This window comes from Methylotenera versatilis 301 (assembly GCF_000093025.1).
Lineage (GTDB): Bacteria > Pseudomonadota > Gammaproteobacteria > Burkholderiales > Methylophilaceae > Methylotenera > Methylotenera versatilis.
In genome coordinates this window covers 109,593-126,715 of record NC_014207.1, presented here as the reverse complement: position 1 = coordinate 126,715, position 17,123 = coordinate 109,593, and the positions used below count along the sequence as shown (strand labels likewise).

The 17,123-nt window shown below is 42.9% G+C and carries 18 protein-coding genes; 8 read left to right on the top strand and 10 right to left on the bottom strand.

The window, feature by feature from the left end:
• Window positions 1–154: 154 nt before the first annotated feature.
• Window positions 155–1,369: a tyrosine--tRNA ligase gene (gene tyrS / locus M301_RS00515; protein ID WP_013146810.1), complete on the bottom strand. Its 1,215-nt coding sequence runs from the start codon at window positions 1,367–1,369 to the stop codon at window positions 155–157.
• Between the two features lie 117 nt (window positions 1,370–1,486).
• On the opposite strand from tyrS, the gene M301_RS00510 reads away from it, so the two are divergent.
• The 7 genes from M301_RS00510 (at window position 1,487) to M301_RS00480 (ending at window position 7,431) form a co-directional block, all read left to right on the top strand.
• The gene (locus M301_RS00510) at window positions 1,487–2,881 is read left to right on the top strand and encodes a M23 family metallopeptidase (protein WP_013146809.1); all 1,395 of its coding nucleotides are present in this window, start codon (window positions 1,487–1,489) and stop codon (window positions 2,879–2,881) included.
• A gap of 29 nt (window positions 2,882–2,910) precedes the next feature.
• Complete coding sequence (locus M301_RS00505; protein WP_013146808.1) at window positions 2,911–4,011, top strand: anhydro-N-acetylmuramic acid kinase; 1,101 nt, start codon at window positions 2,911–2,913, stop codon at window positions 4,009–4,011.
• 125 nt (window positions 4,012–4,136) lie between these two features.
• Window positions 4,137–5,432 (top strand): citrate synthase, encoded by a 1,296-nt coding sequence (gltA, locus tag M301_RS00500; protein WP_013146807.1) that lies wholly within the window; start codon window positions 4,137–4,139, stop codon window positions 5,430–5,432.
• Window positions 5,433–5,507: 75 nt separating this feature from the next.
• Entirely contained in the window at window positions 5,508–5,909 is a 402-nt protein-coding gene (locus M301_RS00495; protein WP_013146806.1) for a hypothetical protein, read from the top strand.
• Between the two features lie 118 nt (window positions 5,910–6,027).
• On the top strand, window positions 6,028–6,651 hold the full coding sequence (locus M301_RS00490) for a hypothetical protein (protein WP_238524647.1): 624 nt from the start codon (window positions 6,028–6,030) through the stop codon (window positions 6,649–6,651).
• A gap of 33 nt (window positions 6,652–6,684) precedes the next feature.
• Window positions 6,685–7,029 carry a heavy-metal-associated domain-containing protein gene (locus M301_RS00485; protein ID WP_013146804.1) on the top strand — a complete coding sequence of 115 codons (345 nt, stop codon included), beginning with the start codon at window positions 6,685–6,687 and terminating at the stop codon, window positions 7,027–7,029.
• Window positions 7,030–7,431 carry a hypothetical protein gene (locus M301_RS00480; RefSeq protein ID WP_013146803.1) on the top strand — a complete coding sequence of 134 codons (402 nt, stop codon included), beginning with the start codon at window positions 7,030–7,032 and terminating at the stop codon, window positions 7,429–7,431.
• A gap of 70 nt (window positions 7,432–7,501) precedes the next feature.
• On the opposite strand, the gene erpA is transcribed toward M301_RS00480, so the two are convergent.
• From erpA to rplM, 6 genes are all read right to left on the bottom strand, one after another.
• Window positions 7,502–7,876, bottom strand: a complete 375-nt coding sequence (gene erpA, locus M301_RS00475) for an iron-sulfur cluster insertion protein ErpA (protein ID WP_013146802.1) — start codon at window positions 7,874–7,876, stop codon at window positions 7,502–7,504.
• Between the two features lie 77 nt (window positions 7,877–7,953).
• The gene (locus M301_RS00470; RefSeq protein ID WP_013146801.1) at window positions 7,954–8,346 is read right to left on the bottom strand and encodes a bactofilin family protein; all 393 of its coding nucleotides are present in this window, start codon (window positions 8,344–8,346) and stop codon (window positions 7,954–7,956) included.
• Between the two features lie 58 nt (window positions 8,347–8,404).
• Window positions 8,405–8,761 carry a hypothetical protein gene (locus M301_RS00465; protein ID WP_013146800.1) on the bottom strand — a complete coding sequence of 119 codons (357 nt, stop codon included), beginning with the start codon at window positions 8,759–8,761 and terminating at the stop codon, window positions 8,405–8,407.
• An 18-nt stretch (window positions 8,762–8,779) separates the two neighbouring features.
• Window positions 8,780–9,832, bottom strand: a complete 1,053-nt coding sequence (gene argC / locus M301_RS00460; RefSeq protein WP_013146799.1) for an N-acetyl-gamma-glutamyl-phosphate reductase — start codon at window positions 9,830–9,832, stop codon at window positions 8,780–8,782.
• Between the two features lie 126 nt (window positions 9,833–9,958).
• The gene (gene rpsI, locus M301_RS00455) at window positions 9,959–10,351 is read right to left on the bottom strand and encodes a 30S ribosomal protein S9 (protein WP_013146798.1); all 393 of its coding nucleotides are present in this window, start codon (window positions 10,349–10,351) and stop codon (window positions 9,959–9,961) included.
• Window positions 10,352–10,363: 12 nt separating this feature from the next.
• Window positions 10,364–10,792 carry a 50S ribosomal protein L13 gene (rplM, locus tag M301_RS00450; protein ID WP_041359574.1) on the bottom strand — a complete coding sequence of 143 codons (429 nt, stop codon included), beginning with the start codon at window positions 10,790–10,792 and terminating at the stop codon, window positions 10,364–10,366.
• Between the two features lie 368 nt (window positions 10,793–11,160).
• Between rplM and M301_RS00445 the strand changes: the two genes are divergently transcribed.
• Window positions 11,161–13,479 carry a type IV pilus assembly protein FimV gene (locus M301_RS00445; RefSeq protein WP_148218562.1) on the top strand — a complete coding sequence of 773 codons (2,319 nt, stop codon included), beginning with the start codon at window positions 11,161–11,163 and terminating at the stop codon, window positions 13,477–13,479.
• On the opposite strand, the gene ubiA is transcribed toward M301_RS00445, so the two are convergent.
• The 3 genes from ubiA to recG form a co-directional block, all read right to left on the bottom strand.
• The gene (gene ubiA, locus M301_RS00440; protein WP_013146795.1) at window positions 13,480–14,352 is read right to left on the bottom strand and encodes a 4-hydroxybenzoate octaprenyltransferase; all 873 of its coding nucleotides are present in this window, start codon (window positions 14,350–14,352) and stop codon (window positions 13,480–13,482) included.
• A 66-nt stretch (window positions 14,353–14,418) separates the two neighbouring features.
• Entirely contained in the window at window positions 14,419–14,985 is a 567-nt protein-coding gene (locus M301_RS00435) for a chorismate--pyruvate lyase family protein (protein ID WP_013146794.1), read from the bottom strand.
• Window positions 14,986–15,060: 75 nt separating this feature from the next.
• Entirely contained in the window at window positions 15,061–17,100 is a 2,040-nt protein-coding gene (gene recG, locus M301_RS00430) for an ATP-dependent DNA helicase RecG (RefSeq protein WP_013146793.1), read from the bottom strand.
• Window positions 17,101–17,123: the final 23 nt, after the last annotated feature.

Here is a 17,123-nt window from a genome sequence, read left to right as displayed (position 1 = left end):
TCAATCATAAATTTGAAATGTTTCTTATTTATTATTGACGGTATTTTGACACACGATATTTAGTACTTTGAACACCTACTCACTACGTTCGTTCTGTCAGCGAGGTGCGCATTCTACAGGGGTTTACCAAATGGTCAAGGACAAACCTTCGTTGTTACACAATTGTTACATTTGCAAATTTGCGCTTACCAACTTGCGCTACTATTTTCATGCCTTTTGGCAATTGTAAGTTTCTATCTGTCACTTTATCACTATCCAATTTCACTCCACCTTGCTCGATGGCACGATAGGCTTCCGAAGTGCTTTCTACTAAGCCTGCAAGTTTGAGTAGTTGCGCAATGCCGATATTTTCACCTTCTATGTTAATGCTAATTTCCGGGACATCATCAGGAATGCCACCTTTTGCGCGCGTTTGAAAATCAGCTAGGGCTTTTTCTGCATCAGCTTGGCTATGGAAGCGCGCGACGATTTCTTGCGCGAAACCTACTTTAATATTGCGTGGATTTTCACCTGCAGCCACTTGAGCCTTCCATTGCGCGATCGTTTCTATTGTCTCAAACGAAAGCAACTCTATATATCGCCACATCAAGTCATCTGATATAGACATGATTTTTGCAAAGATGACTTCAGGCGCTTCGGCAATACCTATATAGTTACCGAGTGACTTGGACATTTTATTCACGCCATCCAAACCCTCCAACAGCGGCATGGTGAGCACGCATTGTTGCGACATGCCTGCTTGCTTTTGTAGCTCACGCCCCATTAAGAGATTGAATTTTTGGTCTGTTCCGCCCAACTCAACATCGGCTTTTAATGCGACTGAGTCATACCCTTGTAGTAAAGGGTATAAAAATTCATGAATCGCGATTGGCTGATTAGCTTTATATCTTTTAGTAAAATCATCACGCTCCAACATACGCGCCACGGTGTGACTGGCCGCAAGTTTCAACATACCGGCTGCACCTAACTCAGTAAGCCATTTAGAGTTAAAAACCACTTCAGTTTGTTCTGGCTTCAAGATTTTAAATACCTGAGCTGTGTATGACTTGGCATTCTCCTGCACTTGTTCTGCAGTGAGCGGCGGGCGCGTAGTACTTTTACCAGTGGGATCGCCTATCATGCCAGTAAAGTCGCCAATTAAGAACAAGACTTGATGACCAAGCTCTTGAAATTGACGTAGCTTATTAATCAGTACGGTATGACCTAAATGCAGATCAGGTGCAGTTGGGTCAAAACCTGCTTTAATTCTTAGTGGCTGGCCTTTTTTTAACTTCTCGATAAGCTCAGCTTCAATTAAAAGCTCATCCGCGCCACGCTTAATGACTGCAAGCTGCTGCTTGATATCGGTACTTAGTTCGTCAATATTCACTTAATTTACATCCTTAATCTTTACTGTAAGCGATTAACATTTACAGTTCATTTACTTGTTCTAATTGAGTTTTCTGTTATTATCCAAAACCGTATCAACTCTTTTAGAGGTCAGCCCGTGGATATTAACGAGCCTAGTCAACACAACGTTGAATTTGATAGTTCAACTAAACAGAATTTAACACCAGCTTATGAGCAAAGCGCTATTTTAGCGCAAATCGCCGATAAAGCTGAGCGCAAGCTTAAATTGCGCTGGATTTTAGCTATTTCTTGCTTACCTTTATTTGGTATTTACGCTGCTTTTGGTATTGCACCACAGACATTGACAGGCACTATTGCAACGGCTACCGTGGTTGAAGAGATTGCATTGCCTAGTGCGGCGAATACTCAAACAAATGTTGCTGAACAACATTTTTGGTATAAAGATCATGTACGCCGGGATGATACGTTGAACAATGTATTGTCTCGCCTAAATGTTCATAACCGTGATGCGATTAACTTTATACGTAGCGATGCCGTTGCTAGCGAGATTACTTCCGCATTAAAACCTAGCCATAATATGGAAGCGCAGACAGATGGTGATGGCAATTTAATTTCACTAGAGTATCAATTAGATACTGATCAGTTCATTAATATTGAGCAAATACCTTCTGGCTATACCGCCAGCAAAGTCACCCACAAGCTAGAAATTCGCCCGATTTTAAAATCAGCAAAAATCAAAAGTTCTTTGTTTGGTGCGACTGATGACGCCAACATCCCTGATGACGTTGCCATACAGGTTGCTGAAATGTTTGAAAGCCAAATTGACTTTAATACAGATTTACGTCGTGGCGACCACTTCAACGTGATTTACGAAGGTAGCTACGATGAAGGTGAACTGGTAAAAACAGGTGATGTGCTAGCCGCTGAATTTGTGAACAATGGCAAGACTTACCAAGCCATTGGTTATCGCGATGCGACAGGTGAAATGCAATACTACACACCCGATGGCAAAAGTCTGCATAAATCATTTTTACGCTCACCCTTAGAGTTTACACGTGTCAGTTCTAGCTTCAGCACTGGTCGTTTCCACCCAATCTTGCAACGCATTAAAGCGCACCAAGGCGTTGATTTAGCTGCGCCTACAGGCACACGTGTTAAAGCCTCTGGCGATGCGGTTGTTGATTTTGTTGGTCAAAAAGGCGGTTACGGCAATGTGATTGTTCTTAAGCATGAGAATGGCGTCAGTACGGTATACGGCCACCTATCACGCTTTGCTGATGGCTTGCATAGAGGCGAAAAAGTTGCACAGGGTGAGGTAATTGGCTTTGTAGGTATGACAGGTTTAGCTACAGGTCCGCATTTACATTATGAGTTTATGGTGAATGGTGAACATAGAGACCCTATGACAGTGGCTTTACCTAAAGCTGACCCGATTACTGGTCAGAACAAAGTGGCATTTGACGCAATTAGCCGTGAATTAACTGCGCAAATAGATTTGCTTGGAAACAGCAATATTGCCGCATTAGAATAACCAAGCTTTAGCAACTCACTCTAAATATCATGGCTGGCGCACTATTCATTGGGCTGATGTCTGGCACCAGCCTTGATGGAGTAGATGCTGCACTAGTCGAATTTCAAAGTACACACAAGCCCAATGTACGGCAAACACACTTCTTAGCATACCCGCCTGAACTTCGCGCACAAATTTTAGCGCTACAACACCCAACCGAAAACGAGCTAGAAACTACAGCGCTAATGGCGAATACATTAGCTAGGTTATACGCCGATGCAGTTAATCAATTGCTAGCCATCACAACATTATCCCCAAATGAAATTTCCGCAATTGGCTGTCATGGTCAAACCATACGGCACAGACCTGAGCTCGGTTTTACCTTACAAATTGGCAATCCTGCACTACTAGCGGAACTCACAGGTATTACTGTGATAAGTGACTTTAGAAGCCGAGACATTGCGGCTGGCGGCCAAGGCGCGCCTCTAGTGCCCGCTTTTCATCAAGCAATATTTTCCCACCCTCAACTCAATCGCGCGGTTATCAATATCGGTGGTATTGCCAACATCACCTACCTTGCCAGCAGCAGCGATTTAATCGGCTTTGATTCTGGTCCAGGCAATATGCTGCTTGATGCATGGATTAAACAACATAAAAACTTAAATTATGATGCCAATGGCGCATGGGCTAGCACTGGGCAACTCATTCCGCCATTATTATCAGCCATGCTCGCAGAACCCTACTTTGCCTTAATGCCACCTAAAAGTACTGGGCGTGACTTATTTAATGATGCATGGCTGGCAGAGCACTTGGCTGGTCGCGATTACGCGCCTGAAGATGTTGCGCTTACTTTAGTTTCACTCACCGCACACACTATTCGTAACGCACTTCTAGAACACTGTAGGGGTGTTGATGAAGTCTATCTATGCGGCGGCGGTGCACATAATGCCTTGCTGATAAAGCAATTACAAGGCCTATTGGGCGATGTAAAAATTGAAACTACCGATCAACTTGGCATCGGCGTGGATTGGGTAGAGGCAATCGCCTTCGCATGGTTGGCTGAACTATGCCTGAAACAACAAACAGCCAGCTTGCCAGAAGTCACTGGCGCGAAAGGCGCGCGGATCTTGGGTGCTATCTATCAACGCTGACGTTAGCGACTAAGATTTAACTTCAGCTCATCTTCTTGTGATTTAGCTACGTTTGATTAAGCAATTATGCATATCTATAAAGTATAATTAATTTAACTCTAGACTAACCTACAAGGCGCGCCAACATGACCAAAGCAACAAAAGCCACCCTTACGTTTGATAACGGTGCAACCCCTATAGAACTGCCGATTCTGACTAGCACCCTTGGCAACGATGTCATTGATATTCGCAGCCTAGGCAAACACGGGGTATTCACTTACGACCCTGGCTTTTTGTCTACCGCCGCCTGTAACTCTAATATTACTTTTATTGATGGCGAAGAAGGTCTGCTTTACTATCGCGGCTATCCGATTGAGCAATTAGCCGAACACTGTAATTTCATGGAAGTTTCATACCTGTTGCTGCATGGTGAGTTACCAAATGCCACCCAAACAAAGGAGTTTACTGACACAATCAGTGGCAGCACTATGCTGCATGATCAGTTAAGTAATATCTTCCGCGGCTTCAGACGTGACGCTCACCCAATGGCAGTCATGGTTGGTGTTGTAGGCTCACTCTCAGCTTTCTATTTTGACGCGATGGATATTCGTGACGCGAAACACCGCGAGATTTCTGCGCATCGCTTATTAGCAAAAGTGCCAACGATTGCGGCTTGGAGCTATAAATACAACTTGGGTCAGCCATTTATGTACCCGCAAAATCATCTTAACTATGCTGAAAACTTCATGCATATGATGTTTGCCACGCCTTGCGAAACCTATGTGCCAAATCCAGTACTAGCGAAAGCTTTCGAGCGTATTTTGATTTTACATGCTGATCATGAACAAAACGCATCGACCTCAACAGTGAGGTTAGTTGGCTCTAGCGGCGCCAATCCATTCGCCTGCATTTCTGCTGGCATTGCCTCGCTATGGGGCCCTGCTCATGGGGGCGCCAACGAAGCCACACTCAAAATGTTAGAAGAAATTGGCGATGTTTCGCGCATAGGCGAATTCATTAAACGCGCAAAAGACAAAACTGACACCTTCCGCCTAATGGGCTTTGGGCATCGCGTTTATCGCAATATGGATCCACGCGCGAAAATTATGCGTACCACTTGCCATGAAGTGCTGGATGAGTTGGGACTCCACGACGATCCTATGTTTAAATTGGCTATGGAGCTTGAAAAAATTGCACTTGAAGACGAATACTTCGTTTCACGCAAACTTTATCCAAATGTAGACTTCTATAGCGGCATCGTCATGCGCGCAATGGGCATTCCTAATTCGATGTTTACCGCTATTTTTGCACTCGCCAGAACCGCAGGCTGGATTGCGCAGTGGTCTGAAATGATTTCAGATGAGGAGCATAAAATAGGCAGACCTCGTCAACTCTACAAAGGTAATTTACGTAGAGATTTAGTACCAATGGACAGACGTTAAGCCACACCTAGGCATGGCAATTGCCATGCCTAAAATAAATTGAACCTTTAATTTACTTCAACAATCCTAAACTCCATGTTTAAACGTTTTTCACATATTACCATTTACCTGCTACTGGTTTTAATGCCACTACAAAGCATCGCTGCAGCAAACATGCTTATCTGTAATAGCATGATGTATATGGATAAAGTCAGTGAAAAATCGCAAATGATGCCGTGTCATGAACATATGAATAGCACGGCTTCGAATAACATCAATCAAAAACATGATAGTGATAGCACCAATAGCAAAAAATACAAAGATGCCTGCAAGGCCAACTGCGCTCATTGCGCCAGTATGTGTGCAATGGCGGCATTACCTAGCCATTTGAAATCTGAAGCTTTAGAAACTTCAGCACAAACGTTTAGCTCGGCTTACCAATCTTACACTTCAATCACACTTCCTAACCTGCAACGCCCACCCATACGCCTTTCTTAGATTAAGCCTTGTCACGCCTGTACATTCAAACAGGCGCAACTATTTAGCTATTCGGAAAGAAAGGATCACCATGTTTATTAAACCATTAAGCATAATAATGCCCTGCTTTGCGTTATTATTGAGTCATCAATACGCCACTGCTGGGCCTATGGGATTTAGTGGATCAGCCATGACCATGGGTGATTTCAACAATAACTGGCGTGAAACGTTTATCAACTACGCCATTACACCACGCGATGCCTTTGGTGTAAGCGCGACCTATATGCGCGCTGATGACAAATCCAAAACGCGCACTTTAGAAGAGGTCACTTACACGCGCTTGCTCAATCGCTGGAATATGCCGCACGCTCAAGCCAATCTATGGTTCATGGGTGGGCTAGGCATGCTACAAGGTGAAGACAAGCGGGCAGGCAACGACCTGAGTTTTGACAAAATAATGGTAACACCTGGGGCGCAGTTTGATTATGAAACCACGCGCGTTTACTTTGCTGCAACGCATCGCTTCTATCGTGCATCTGACATTAACCATGATTACAGCGCAGTACGTGCTGGCTTTTCATTTTATGAGACTGAGTACGATAAAACCCAGCCGTGGTTCATTTTGGAAGCCCGTCATATGAACGGCTTATCTGACAAAATTGAAATCACACCAATGTTGCGTTTCATTAACAAAAATTTCTTTGTCGAGGCCGGAGTAAATAACTCACGTGAACCACGCTTTAACTTTATGTATATTTTTTAAACCATTAAAGACAAATATTTAAGGATTTTTATTATGAAAAAACTATTATTCACTTCACTCATTTTATCTACGCTATTAAGCAATGTCGCTTTTGCTACACAAACCATTAAAGCCAATGTAAACGGCATGGTATGTGCGTTCTGCGCGCAAGGGATTGAGAAAAAGATGCGCGCACTATCGCAAACTAAAGATGTATACGTCAATTTGAAGCAACGTGTTGTAGCAGTTGAGCTTAAAGAAGGCCAAACTTTATCAAACGACAAAGTAAAAGATTTGATTAAAGATGCGGGCTACGAAGTGACTTCTATTGAAATCACTGAACACCCTATCGCACATATTAAGGCTGGCTACGAAGCTGCGGAAAAGGAGGCAAAGTAAATGGCGGCGTATAGCGCAGATGAAATGACCAGCCTCAAACAAACTAAAGCAGCATCCGTATTATCACTATTTACAAGTGGCGGTACGCTAATATGCTGCGCACTGCCGGCTTTATTAGTCGGCATAGGTGCTGGCGCGGCGATGTCAACTTTGGTATCAAATGTGCCGCAGCTTGTTTGGTTTTCTGAACATAAGCTAGGTGTATTTAGCTTTGCCGCTTTGATGTTACTAGTTTCTGGCTTCATGCAATGGCGAGCAAAGAGCTTACCTTGTCCAGTTGACCCAGCATTAGCCGCAACTTGTATAGCGACGCGTAAAGCTTCGTTTAGAGTTTATCTATTCTCTGTGTTGATATTTTTAGTAGGCGGATTCTTTGCTTTTATTGCGCCGCTGCTGTTTTAAATAGGTCTATTATGGCAATAAAAAAGCCAAGCATCAGCTTGGCTTTTTTATTAACGAGTACAACTCATTATTAAACTGAGAATGATGAGCCGCAACCGCAAGTCGTCGTCGCTTGTGGGTTACGAATCACAAACTGTGAACCTTGTAAGCTATCTTGATAGTCAATTTCAGCACCCATCAAGTATTGCAAGCTCATTGGATCAATCAATAAGGTCACCGTGTCTTTTTGCACCTGTGTGTCATCGTCATTCACTTCTTCTTCAAAAGTAAATCCGTATTGGAAGCCTGAACAGCCACCACCACTCACAAATACGCGCAGTTTAAGGTCAGGAGAGCCTTCTTCTTCAATCAGCTCTTTCACTTTTTTCGCCGCATTGTCAGTAAACACCAATGGTGCTGGCATTTCACCCAAATCTAAATTTTGTACATCAGTTACTGTGTTCATTACGTACTCCTAAATTTCTTAATAAAATCATTGTGCTACTGTGTGGTAGCAAGGTCAATCAATATTTAAAATCAATCTTAATTCGCGCTGACGTCTTGCTCTTGTGCACTCTCACCTAAATACACCAATCTGCCTTCAATCACCGCGCCTGTATGCATTTCTAAGGATTTATAGTAAACGTCACCAGTAATATGCGCTTTAGGCTGCAGCTCTATAAACTGACCGGCTCTTACTGGGCCTGTCACTTTGCCATTAATTACAATTTTAGATGCGCTTACCGCACCTTCAATACTGCCATGCTCGCTGAGTATTAGTGTACTCGGACTTGCAATTGGTTCACTTACCTTACCGCGAATCGTTCCATCAACACGCAAACCGCCAGAAAAATGAATATCGCCTTCTATGCGCGTATCCGCACCTATAAGCGTATCTATGCTATTTTGAATTCGATTGCTTTTTCTAAAAAACATTTTATTTCCTATTTTAATTCAATAGCTTGATGCTACTCATGCTAAGTTAACTAGGTGTTTACTTTTTACCCAACATATTTTTATAGAACAACAAATCTTCTTTAAGTTTGATGTTTTCATCATGCACAAGCTTCAGTTCTTCATTGAGATTCTTTTGTGAGGCTTGCTCAATCTTAATTTGCTGCTCCACTTGTATAATCTTGGTCTGAAACGCTTGATTTTCAAGTATAGCCTGATTTAACTTTACAGTTAAATTTTCACCGCCAGTAAACTGCCAATAGGCAGCAACATAACCTATAACGACAAACAGCGCAGCCACAACCCACTGGAAATACCAAGGGCGTTGCGAGCGCACCGCCACCTGCTTGGCAGTTAAACCAAAGTGTCGACGAATTCTTCTTCTAACAGGCTTCATTGGCTAATATTCTGACACTTATGGTAAAAGTGGCACAACTTCTAAGCCCGTATTTTCAGCTAGATCAAACATAATGTTCATATTCTGAACTGCCTGACCAGCAGCGCCCTTCACTAAATTATCCTGCACCACAATGAGCGTCAAATAACCAGCTTCATCTTGCTTGTGCAGCGCAATGCGAATTTGATTCGAACCACGAACTGAACGCGTTTCTGGCAATACACCTGCTGGCAACACATCGACAAAACGCTCGTGCTGATAACGCTGCTCAAACATGGATTGCAGATCCAGTGTTTTTGCTTTTGCTGACAGTTTAACGTAAATGGTAGAAAGCATACCGCGTATCATCGGTATCAAGTGCGGCACAAAAATAAATTGCACGTTTTCACCCGCCAATTGCATCAACTGCGCGTGAATTTCTGGGTGATGCCTATGCCCACTCACACCATAAGCCTTCATATTGTCACTAGATTCAGCAAACAGAGTCGCCACTTCGGCTTTTCTACCCGCGCCAGAAACACCAGATTTCGAGTCAGCAATAATTGGCGCAGTAAAATCAATCAAGCCTTGCTCTAATAACGGTGCCAAGCCTAATAATACAGTTGTTGGGTAGCAGCCAGGGTTGCCTATCACTTGTGCAGATTTAATCTGCTCACGATACAGTTCTGGGATTCCGTACACTGCTTTTTTAAGGACATTAGGACAGCTATGTGGCATTTTGTACCATTTTTCAAAAACTGCCGTATCTTGCAGACGAAAATCTGCAGCTAGATCAATCACCTTCACATTCGTATCTAACAACTCTTGCGCTTGACTCATCGCCACGCCATGCGGCGTTGCAAAGAACACCACATCACATTCAGTTAAATTTGATTGTGCTGGGTCTGTAAATTTCAAATTTACATATCCACGTAAACTCGGAAACATGTCAGCTACAGGCAAGCCAGCGTCACCACGCGACGTGATTGCAGTTAACTCAACACCGGGATGAATACTCAACAGGCGCAACAGTTCTACGCCCGTGTAACCAGTGCCGCCAACGATACCAACTTTTAATTTTTTATTCGTCAATTTTTTATTACTCACTTAGAGCATCATCATAAACTTAGCATAACAAAACTATGTGCAAACACCAAAACAAAAAAGGTCGCAATAGCGACCTTTTCGTAACTCAACCGCCCAAAACTTATTAAAAGCTTAGCGTTTAGAGAATTGTTTACGACGACGCGCTTTGCGGAAACCAACTTTTTTACGTTCAACTTCACGAGCATCACGTGTTACGAAACCAGCGTGTGACAATGCACTTTTCAAATTAGCATCAAAGTCAATCAAAGCACGTGTAATACCGTGACGTACTGCACCAGCTTGGCCTGATTCACCACCACCGATAACATTAACCATGATATCAAAGCTAGTTAAGTTGTTAGTCAATTCAAGTGGTTGACGTAGAATCATACGTGCAGTTACACGTGAGAAATACTCATCAACAGGTTTATCGTTAACAACGATGTTGCCTTTACCTGTTTTTAAAAACACGCGCGCTACTGAACTCTTGCGGCGGCCTGTACCATAATTATATTTACCGATCATCTTTATATACCCTTAGATTTTCAATGTTTGCGGTTGTTGCGCCGCATGTTCATGCTTGTCGCCAGCATAAACTTTCATTTTTTTGATCATTGCATAACCTAAAGGACCTTTAGGCAACATACCTTTTACTGCTTTTTCTAAAGCGCGACCCGGAAACTTGTCTTGCATTTTAGAGAATGTTGTTGTGCTGATACCACCTGGGTAACCAGAGTGACTGTGGTAAAGCTTACCATCAGCCTTATTACCAGTTACTTTTAGTTTGTCGGCATTAATCACGACAATATAATCACCTGTATCAACGTGAGGTGTATAAATAGTTTTATGTTTTCCACGTAAACGATGCGCAATGCCACTAGCCAAACGGCCTAGCACTAAGTCTGTGGCATCTACCACAAACCAGTCACGCTTCACTTCATGTGATTTTGCTGAAAAGGTTTTCATCATGTAACCAATACTATGAGCTAAAAAAATTAAGAGGCGGATTTTATGCTGAAGCCTAGTGCTTTGTCAAACAATATGTTCAGTATATGAATGAAATTTATTAAATATTTTAGATTTAACGAAATTTAGTAAGCTAAAGTTAGTCTCAGTTAACTGAACTAAGTAAGCATTTGCTTTTTTCACTGAAATATTCTGTGAATTTCATACGAAAAAGTATAACCCTTTTGGGTGTTTTAGCCAGCATTATTATATTGTTTTACGTGACTTATGCTAGGATATTAAAATAATATTTAAGTTTGTAGTTAAAGCCGTTCTTTATACTCAGATTTAATCTAAGTAGTACACATTTCTGGAAGCATACTTACAAATTGAGATTTTTCACGTTTTTATCATTATGTTGTTATGCAAACCTCAGCTTCGCTTTAGGTTTGGGTGATGCCGAACTTAAATCTAATTTAGGTGAAAAATTTCTTGCTACAGTTAACGTGACAGATATTGAATCTGCACCTGAACCTAGCTGCTTTAGCGCAACCGATGTTGGCGATGTGCCTGCTATTAAGAGAGCGTCGGTCAATCTGAAGGCGGTTAATGGCAACTATCATCTGACGATTAGTAGCAATGATGTGATTACAGAGCCCATTGTCAATTTACGCATTTCATTTCTTTGCGAACCCAATGTAAATCGTGAATATGTGTTACTTCTCGATCCAGCGCCAATCTCAGCTGCTGAGAAGGCTAGTACTAATGATGTCAGCGCTAATAACGAGCCAAGCTCTAGCGATACAAAAAAGAAAAATCGCAAATCACAGCAAACCAGCAGCAAAAAATCATCTACGCCCGAAGCAGCAGAGCAAATTGACGAAGCCACTCCAGAGCAAGCTGTAGTAAAAAAAGCTCCTAAGAAAAAGAAACCCAAGAAGATCAGTTCAGTTGATGAAAAACTGAATGAAGCTTATATCGGCAAACCAATCACCAGCCCCACGCCTCAACCTAGCTCGAGTCCAGAAAGTAAAGTCAATGCAAATGTAAGTGAACACAAATCATCGGCCGATAAACCATTTTTGGTGATTTCCGCAGGCAATACCAATGTGACTCAGGGTAGCGATAAGCCAGGATTGTCGCTGAGGTTAGCTACTGAAATCGATGTAACGAGGCCAGATGAAGTAGCGGCTGTGCAATCTGTCACTGACACGATGGATGAAGCGACAGTCATGTCCAATCGTTTAGCTCACTTAGAAAAACAAATTGCCACCTTGCAATCACGTAATGCACAACTAGTCACAGAAGCTCAAATGGCTAAAGAGGAAAACGAGCGCTTTGATTGGTTAAAATACTTAAAAATAGCGCTCGGAATACTGGTCGCTCTAGTTTTTCTTGAATTGCTACGCCGCAAATTTGCTAAACGTGAAATTCACATTAAAGATACTTGGTTTGATGATGAATATCCCGACGACACTGATGACAGCCCAAATAAGCTAAATGTGAGTTCTGCGAACGAATTTAACGCACACAATGCAAAGGCTTCATCTTTCGACGAACCTAATTTTAATGAAACTCCTATGCATCACCTGAATCCTGCTGACGCTCAAGCTATGAGTAAAACAGAAAAAGAAGAGCACGGCACTATCATTGAAGATGCAGATGTATTTATTGAGCATGGACGTCCAGCGCTGGCCATTCAGTTGCTACAAAACCATTTAAGCGACTCGCCTGAAGATTCCCCTGCAATTTGGTTAAAACTACTTAATTTGCTGTCGAAAGAAGGATCAGAAGCTGAATATGACTCAGCGGTGATTGAATGCAACAAACATTTTAATATTAGGGCCGCCACATTTAACAGCGATTCGACTGCAGATGACTCATCAATAGAAGACTATCCACACATCATCACGCGCTTAGAAGGCGTTTGGGGCTCTCCTTACGCGGTTGGCTTTTTAAATGACTTAATTTTCAATAAGCGCTCGCAGCCTAGAGAAGGCCTTAATCAAGGTGCATTTAACGATCTTTTCTTCTTGAAAAATATCGCTAAAGATCTGGAGCATGCTAACCCTACGACGTTTAGAACTAGCTCAGACGCGCCCGATTCGAATCAAGCAAGTCGGCCACCTAAAGCTAATCAAGCGAGTGTAGCTGCCATTAATATTGAAAACACTAGCTTTAATGATGCACTGTTTACAGATATTGAGCCGCTCACGGACATCGGTAATGACCCGAAAGAAGAATTGAACGACACTCAGCTCAGCACTAAAGCCAACTTTAATTCATTCAATGATGAAACGTCATATGAAGTGAATATGATACCGCATGATGAAGTACAGCCAGCGCCCAACACTAAAGATGAAGCATTAGAGTTTGAAATACCTGAAAAAGTCGTTATTGCTAAAGATGATGACCTATTGTTTGTAGCCGAAGAAATCAACTTTAGCTTGCCTACAGAAAAAGTTGAGTATGCTACAGAGCAAAAAGCCAATATGCTGAATGAAGAGATTGTATTAGGTGGCGGCGAGAATGTGACTACTGATAAAAACGGTCACCTAGATTTTTCTCTAGAATTTCCAGATGATGATAAGCCCAAAGCGAAGAGCAAAACCAAAGCTAATTCTGCTAAAAATCAATCTGAATCAAACGAGATTGAGTGGGATTTGCCAACAATTGAGCCTGAGATAAAGCCCAAAGCCAACAAGTAATTATTTTACTAAGTACTGCACACCCAAGCCTGCAAACACGGCAAAACCAAACCAATTGTTATGTAGAAAAGCTTTAAAGCAGTTGGTTTTTTCACGTGCTCGTATCAAATAATAATGGTAAATAGCCACTGCCGCTGCGGCTATTAAGCCAATATAGTAGGCGTATCCCATGATTAACCAAATGCCACAAATCACAAGTATGAGCAATGTGAGCGCATAACAAATCATCACTATCACTACGTCAAACTTACCAAAGGTAATGGCAGAAGATTTAATACCAATTTTTAAATCGTCATCTCTATCTACCATGGCATATTCAGTGTCATAAGCAACCGCCCAAAATACGTTGGCTAACAATAACAGCCACGCCACTGGCGGCACATAGCCCAAAATTGCGGCGAATGCCATTGGGATTCCTGCGCCAAAAGCAATGCCTAAATAGGCCTGTGGAATCGCAAAAAATCGCTTGGTAAAAGGGTAACTTGCCGCCAAGAATAAGGCTAGCATGGATAATTTAATCGTTAATGTATTGAGCGTACATACCAAACCAAACGCAACTAAGCTTAAACCCGCTGCCAAGAAATAGGCTTCTTTTTTGCTCACTTCATGATTCACTAAAGGTCGATGACGCGTACGCTCGACCAAGCCATCATATTCACTATCGGCAATATCATTCATCACACAACCTGCGCTGCGCATTAGCACGGTGCCTGTGACAAATATCAATACGACAATCCAGTCTGGCTTGCCGTGTCCTGCAATCAGCAACGCCCAAAGCGTTGGCCATAGCAACAATAAAATACCGATGGGCTTATCTAAACGCATTAGGCGTTCATAGGCGTCTAGTTTCTTGATGATATTTTGTATATTCATAGTTTGATGACCTAACTCTTCCCTAGTCACTTCTACTTTAGCATGACCGGCATTTTAATTTTCTTCTCAACCTTCAATGAGCAAATCAGGTAGAAAAACCTCGGTAACCATAATGTTAGCGCAATTTAAACTAAAAATAGAACGTCGCGCCCACAAGTAAGGTGGTTTTCTGACATCAGGATTTTGCGTTAAATGTCGCGTTGCATGTTGATAAAGCACATGGTTTGGTGTGAGTTTTTTATAACTCAACGCCGTACGTTTCACCTTAGGATTAGCAAATAAAGTCGCCCCGAGCGGCTTATTGCCTAATCGACCAAGTCTGTTCCATGCGCCTCTCAGGCTAGCTCTTGGGATTACGCTATGCGCAAACAAGACAGCTTGATCATCACCCATGAGTAAGACCTCGCGTATTAGTGCGATTTGATAATTTGGTTGGTGCAGTAATGCGACTTCATCTTGAATTAATTTGGCATATTTTACTGAAATGGGCTTCACTGCAAATTTGCTGAAATGTTGCTGTAATCGCGAGGTAAGTGAGCCATTATCGATAAGCCAAAGTTGCAGCCTATTCGCCTGTATGGGCTTTTTCAGCCAGCGCTGACGCGTACTAGCAAGATTTCGTTGAATTTTCACGAGAGGAATTATCGCATAAATAGGATGGTCTACGAGCCAATATCCATGCGACACTGAGGGCTGGCAATATCAATATTAAACCTTGACCAGTTCATCTGCTCGCCCCATCCATCTTTCCAAATGCTGCTCTACGGCAGACGGATGTTCTTTAATTAGGCGATCCGCCATATTTTTAGCAGCGTTTAACAAATCTGCATCTCGATTCAAATCTGCGATTTTCAGCATAGGCACACCACTTTGACGTGTGCCTAAATACTCACCTGGCCCACGTAAATTTAGATCGGCTTGGGCGATGGCAAACCCATCATTGCTTTCATAAATCACTTTTAGCCTTGCGCGGGCAGTTTCAGAAAGCTTGTTTTGATAAAGCAGGATACAAGTGCTTTTTGCGGCGCCACGACCGACGCGACCGCGTAACTGATGCAACTGACTCAAACCCATGCGTTCAGCGTGCTCTATGACCATTAAACTGGCATTGGGCACGTCTACGCCCACCTCAATCACTGTAGTTGCTACTAGCAACTGCGTTTCACCTGCGCTGAAAGCCGCCATCACGGCTTGCTTTTCTGCTGGCTTCATACGACCATGCACTAAGCCGATTTTTAATTCTGGAAATTCGCTCTGCATTAATGCATAAGTGTCATTGGCTGTTGCCAGCTGTAAAGCTTCAGACTCTTCAATTAGCGGGCATACCCAATAGGCTTGATTACCTTGCGCACAGGCTTCGCGTACACGTTGTAGAATTTCATCACGACGCACGTCTGACACCAGCTTAGTCACAATCGGCGTGCGACCTGGTGGCAGCTCATCAATCACCGAAACATCTAAGTCTGCGTAATAGCTCATGGATAAAGTGCGCGGAATTGGCGTGGCGGTCATCATCAGTTGGTGCGGCTCAGGCTGGCCTTTTTGCCGCAAAGCCAAACGCTGATGTACGCCAAAGCGATGCTGCTCATCAATAATCGCTAAGCCCAATTTTTTAAACTGTACCGCTTCTTGAAACAGCGCATGCGTTCCAATCACGAGCTGTGCACTTCCGTCGGCAATGATTTGCATCGCAGCTTCACGGTCTTTTTTAGACTGGCTGCCCGTGTGCCAAGCAATTTTTATATTCAAAGGCGTGAGCCAGCCTATCATTTTGCGAAAATGTTGCTCTGCCAAAATCTCAGTTGGCGCCATCAGCGCTACTTGCCAACCGCTTTCTATACTCTGCAATGCCGCCATACACGCGACTATGGTTTTACCGCTGCCCACATCGCCCTGCAATAAGCGTTGCATGGGGTGCGGTTGCGTTAAATCATTTTGAATCTCGACCGCGACTTTTTGCTGCGCTTGCGTTAAAGCAAACGGCAAGCTTTTAAGCAAAGCTGAAACCAACTGTTTCGATTGCTTAAACTGTGGCGCATCCACACTGCGACGACGTGCATAATGTTTACGCATAGAAAGCTGCTGTGCAAGCAACTCATCAAAGGCGAGGCGTTGCCATTCTGGTGTGGTTTTTTCTTCCAAGCCCTGTAGATCAGCATCTGGCGGTGGGTTGTGCAAAGCTTTTAAACTTGCAGAAAAACTTGGAAATTGATACTGCTGATAGACACTAACTGGCAAGGTTTCATTCAGCACATTTTGCTTTAATGCCGTCGCAATCGCTTTGCGCAAATTCACTTGCGTCAACCCTGCCACCGTTGGGTAAACAGGCGTTAATGTTTCAGCCACCATGGTTTTTTCGCCTACAGCTTTACATGTAGGATGCACCATCTCATTACCGAAAAAACCACTGCGCACCTCACCATACACTCGCAACTTATTACCGACTTTAAGTGCAGAAATTTGGCTAGGATAAAAATGCAGAAAACGTAAAGTGAGTTGCCCGCTCGCATCTTCCAGCCTTGCGATTAAAGCTTTACGCGGCTTATAAGTCACTTCCGCATGGACAATCTCGCCTTCAACCTGTGATGGCTCGCCAACTCGTAAATCGCGCACACTAGTCATGTGCGTTTCGTCAATGTAGCGTAAAGGTAGGTGCAGTAATAAAGCCTGAGTGGTATTGACGTCAAGCTTATTCAGATTAGCCACTAGCGGTTTGCTAAAGGTTTTTATTTCAGAAAGATTTGTCACAACAGAAACTATAGCTGCACAAA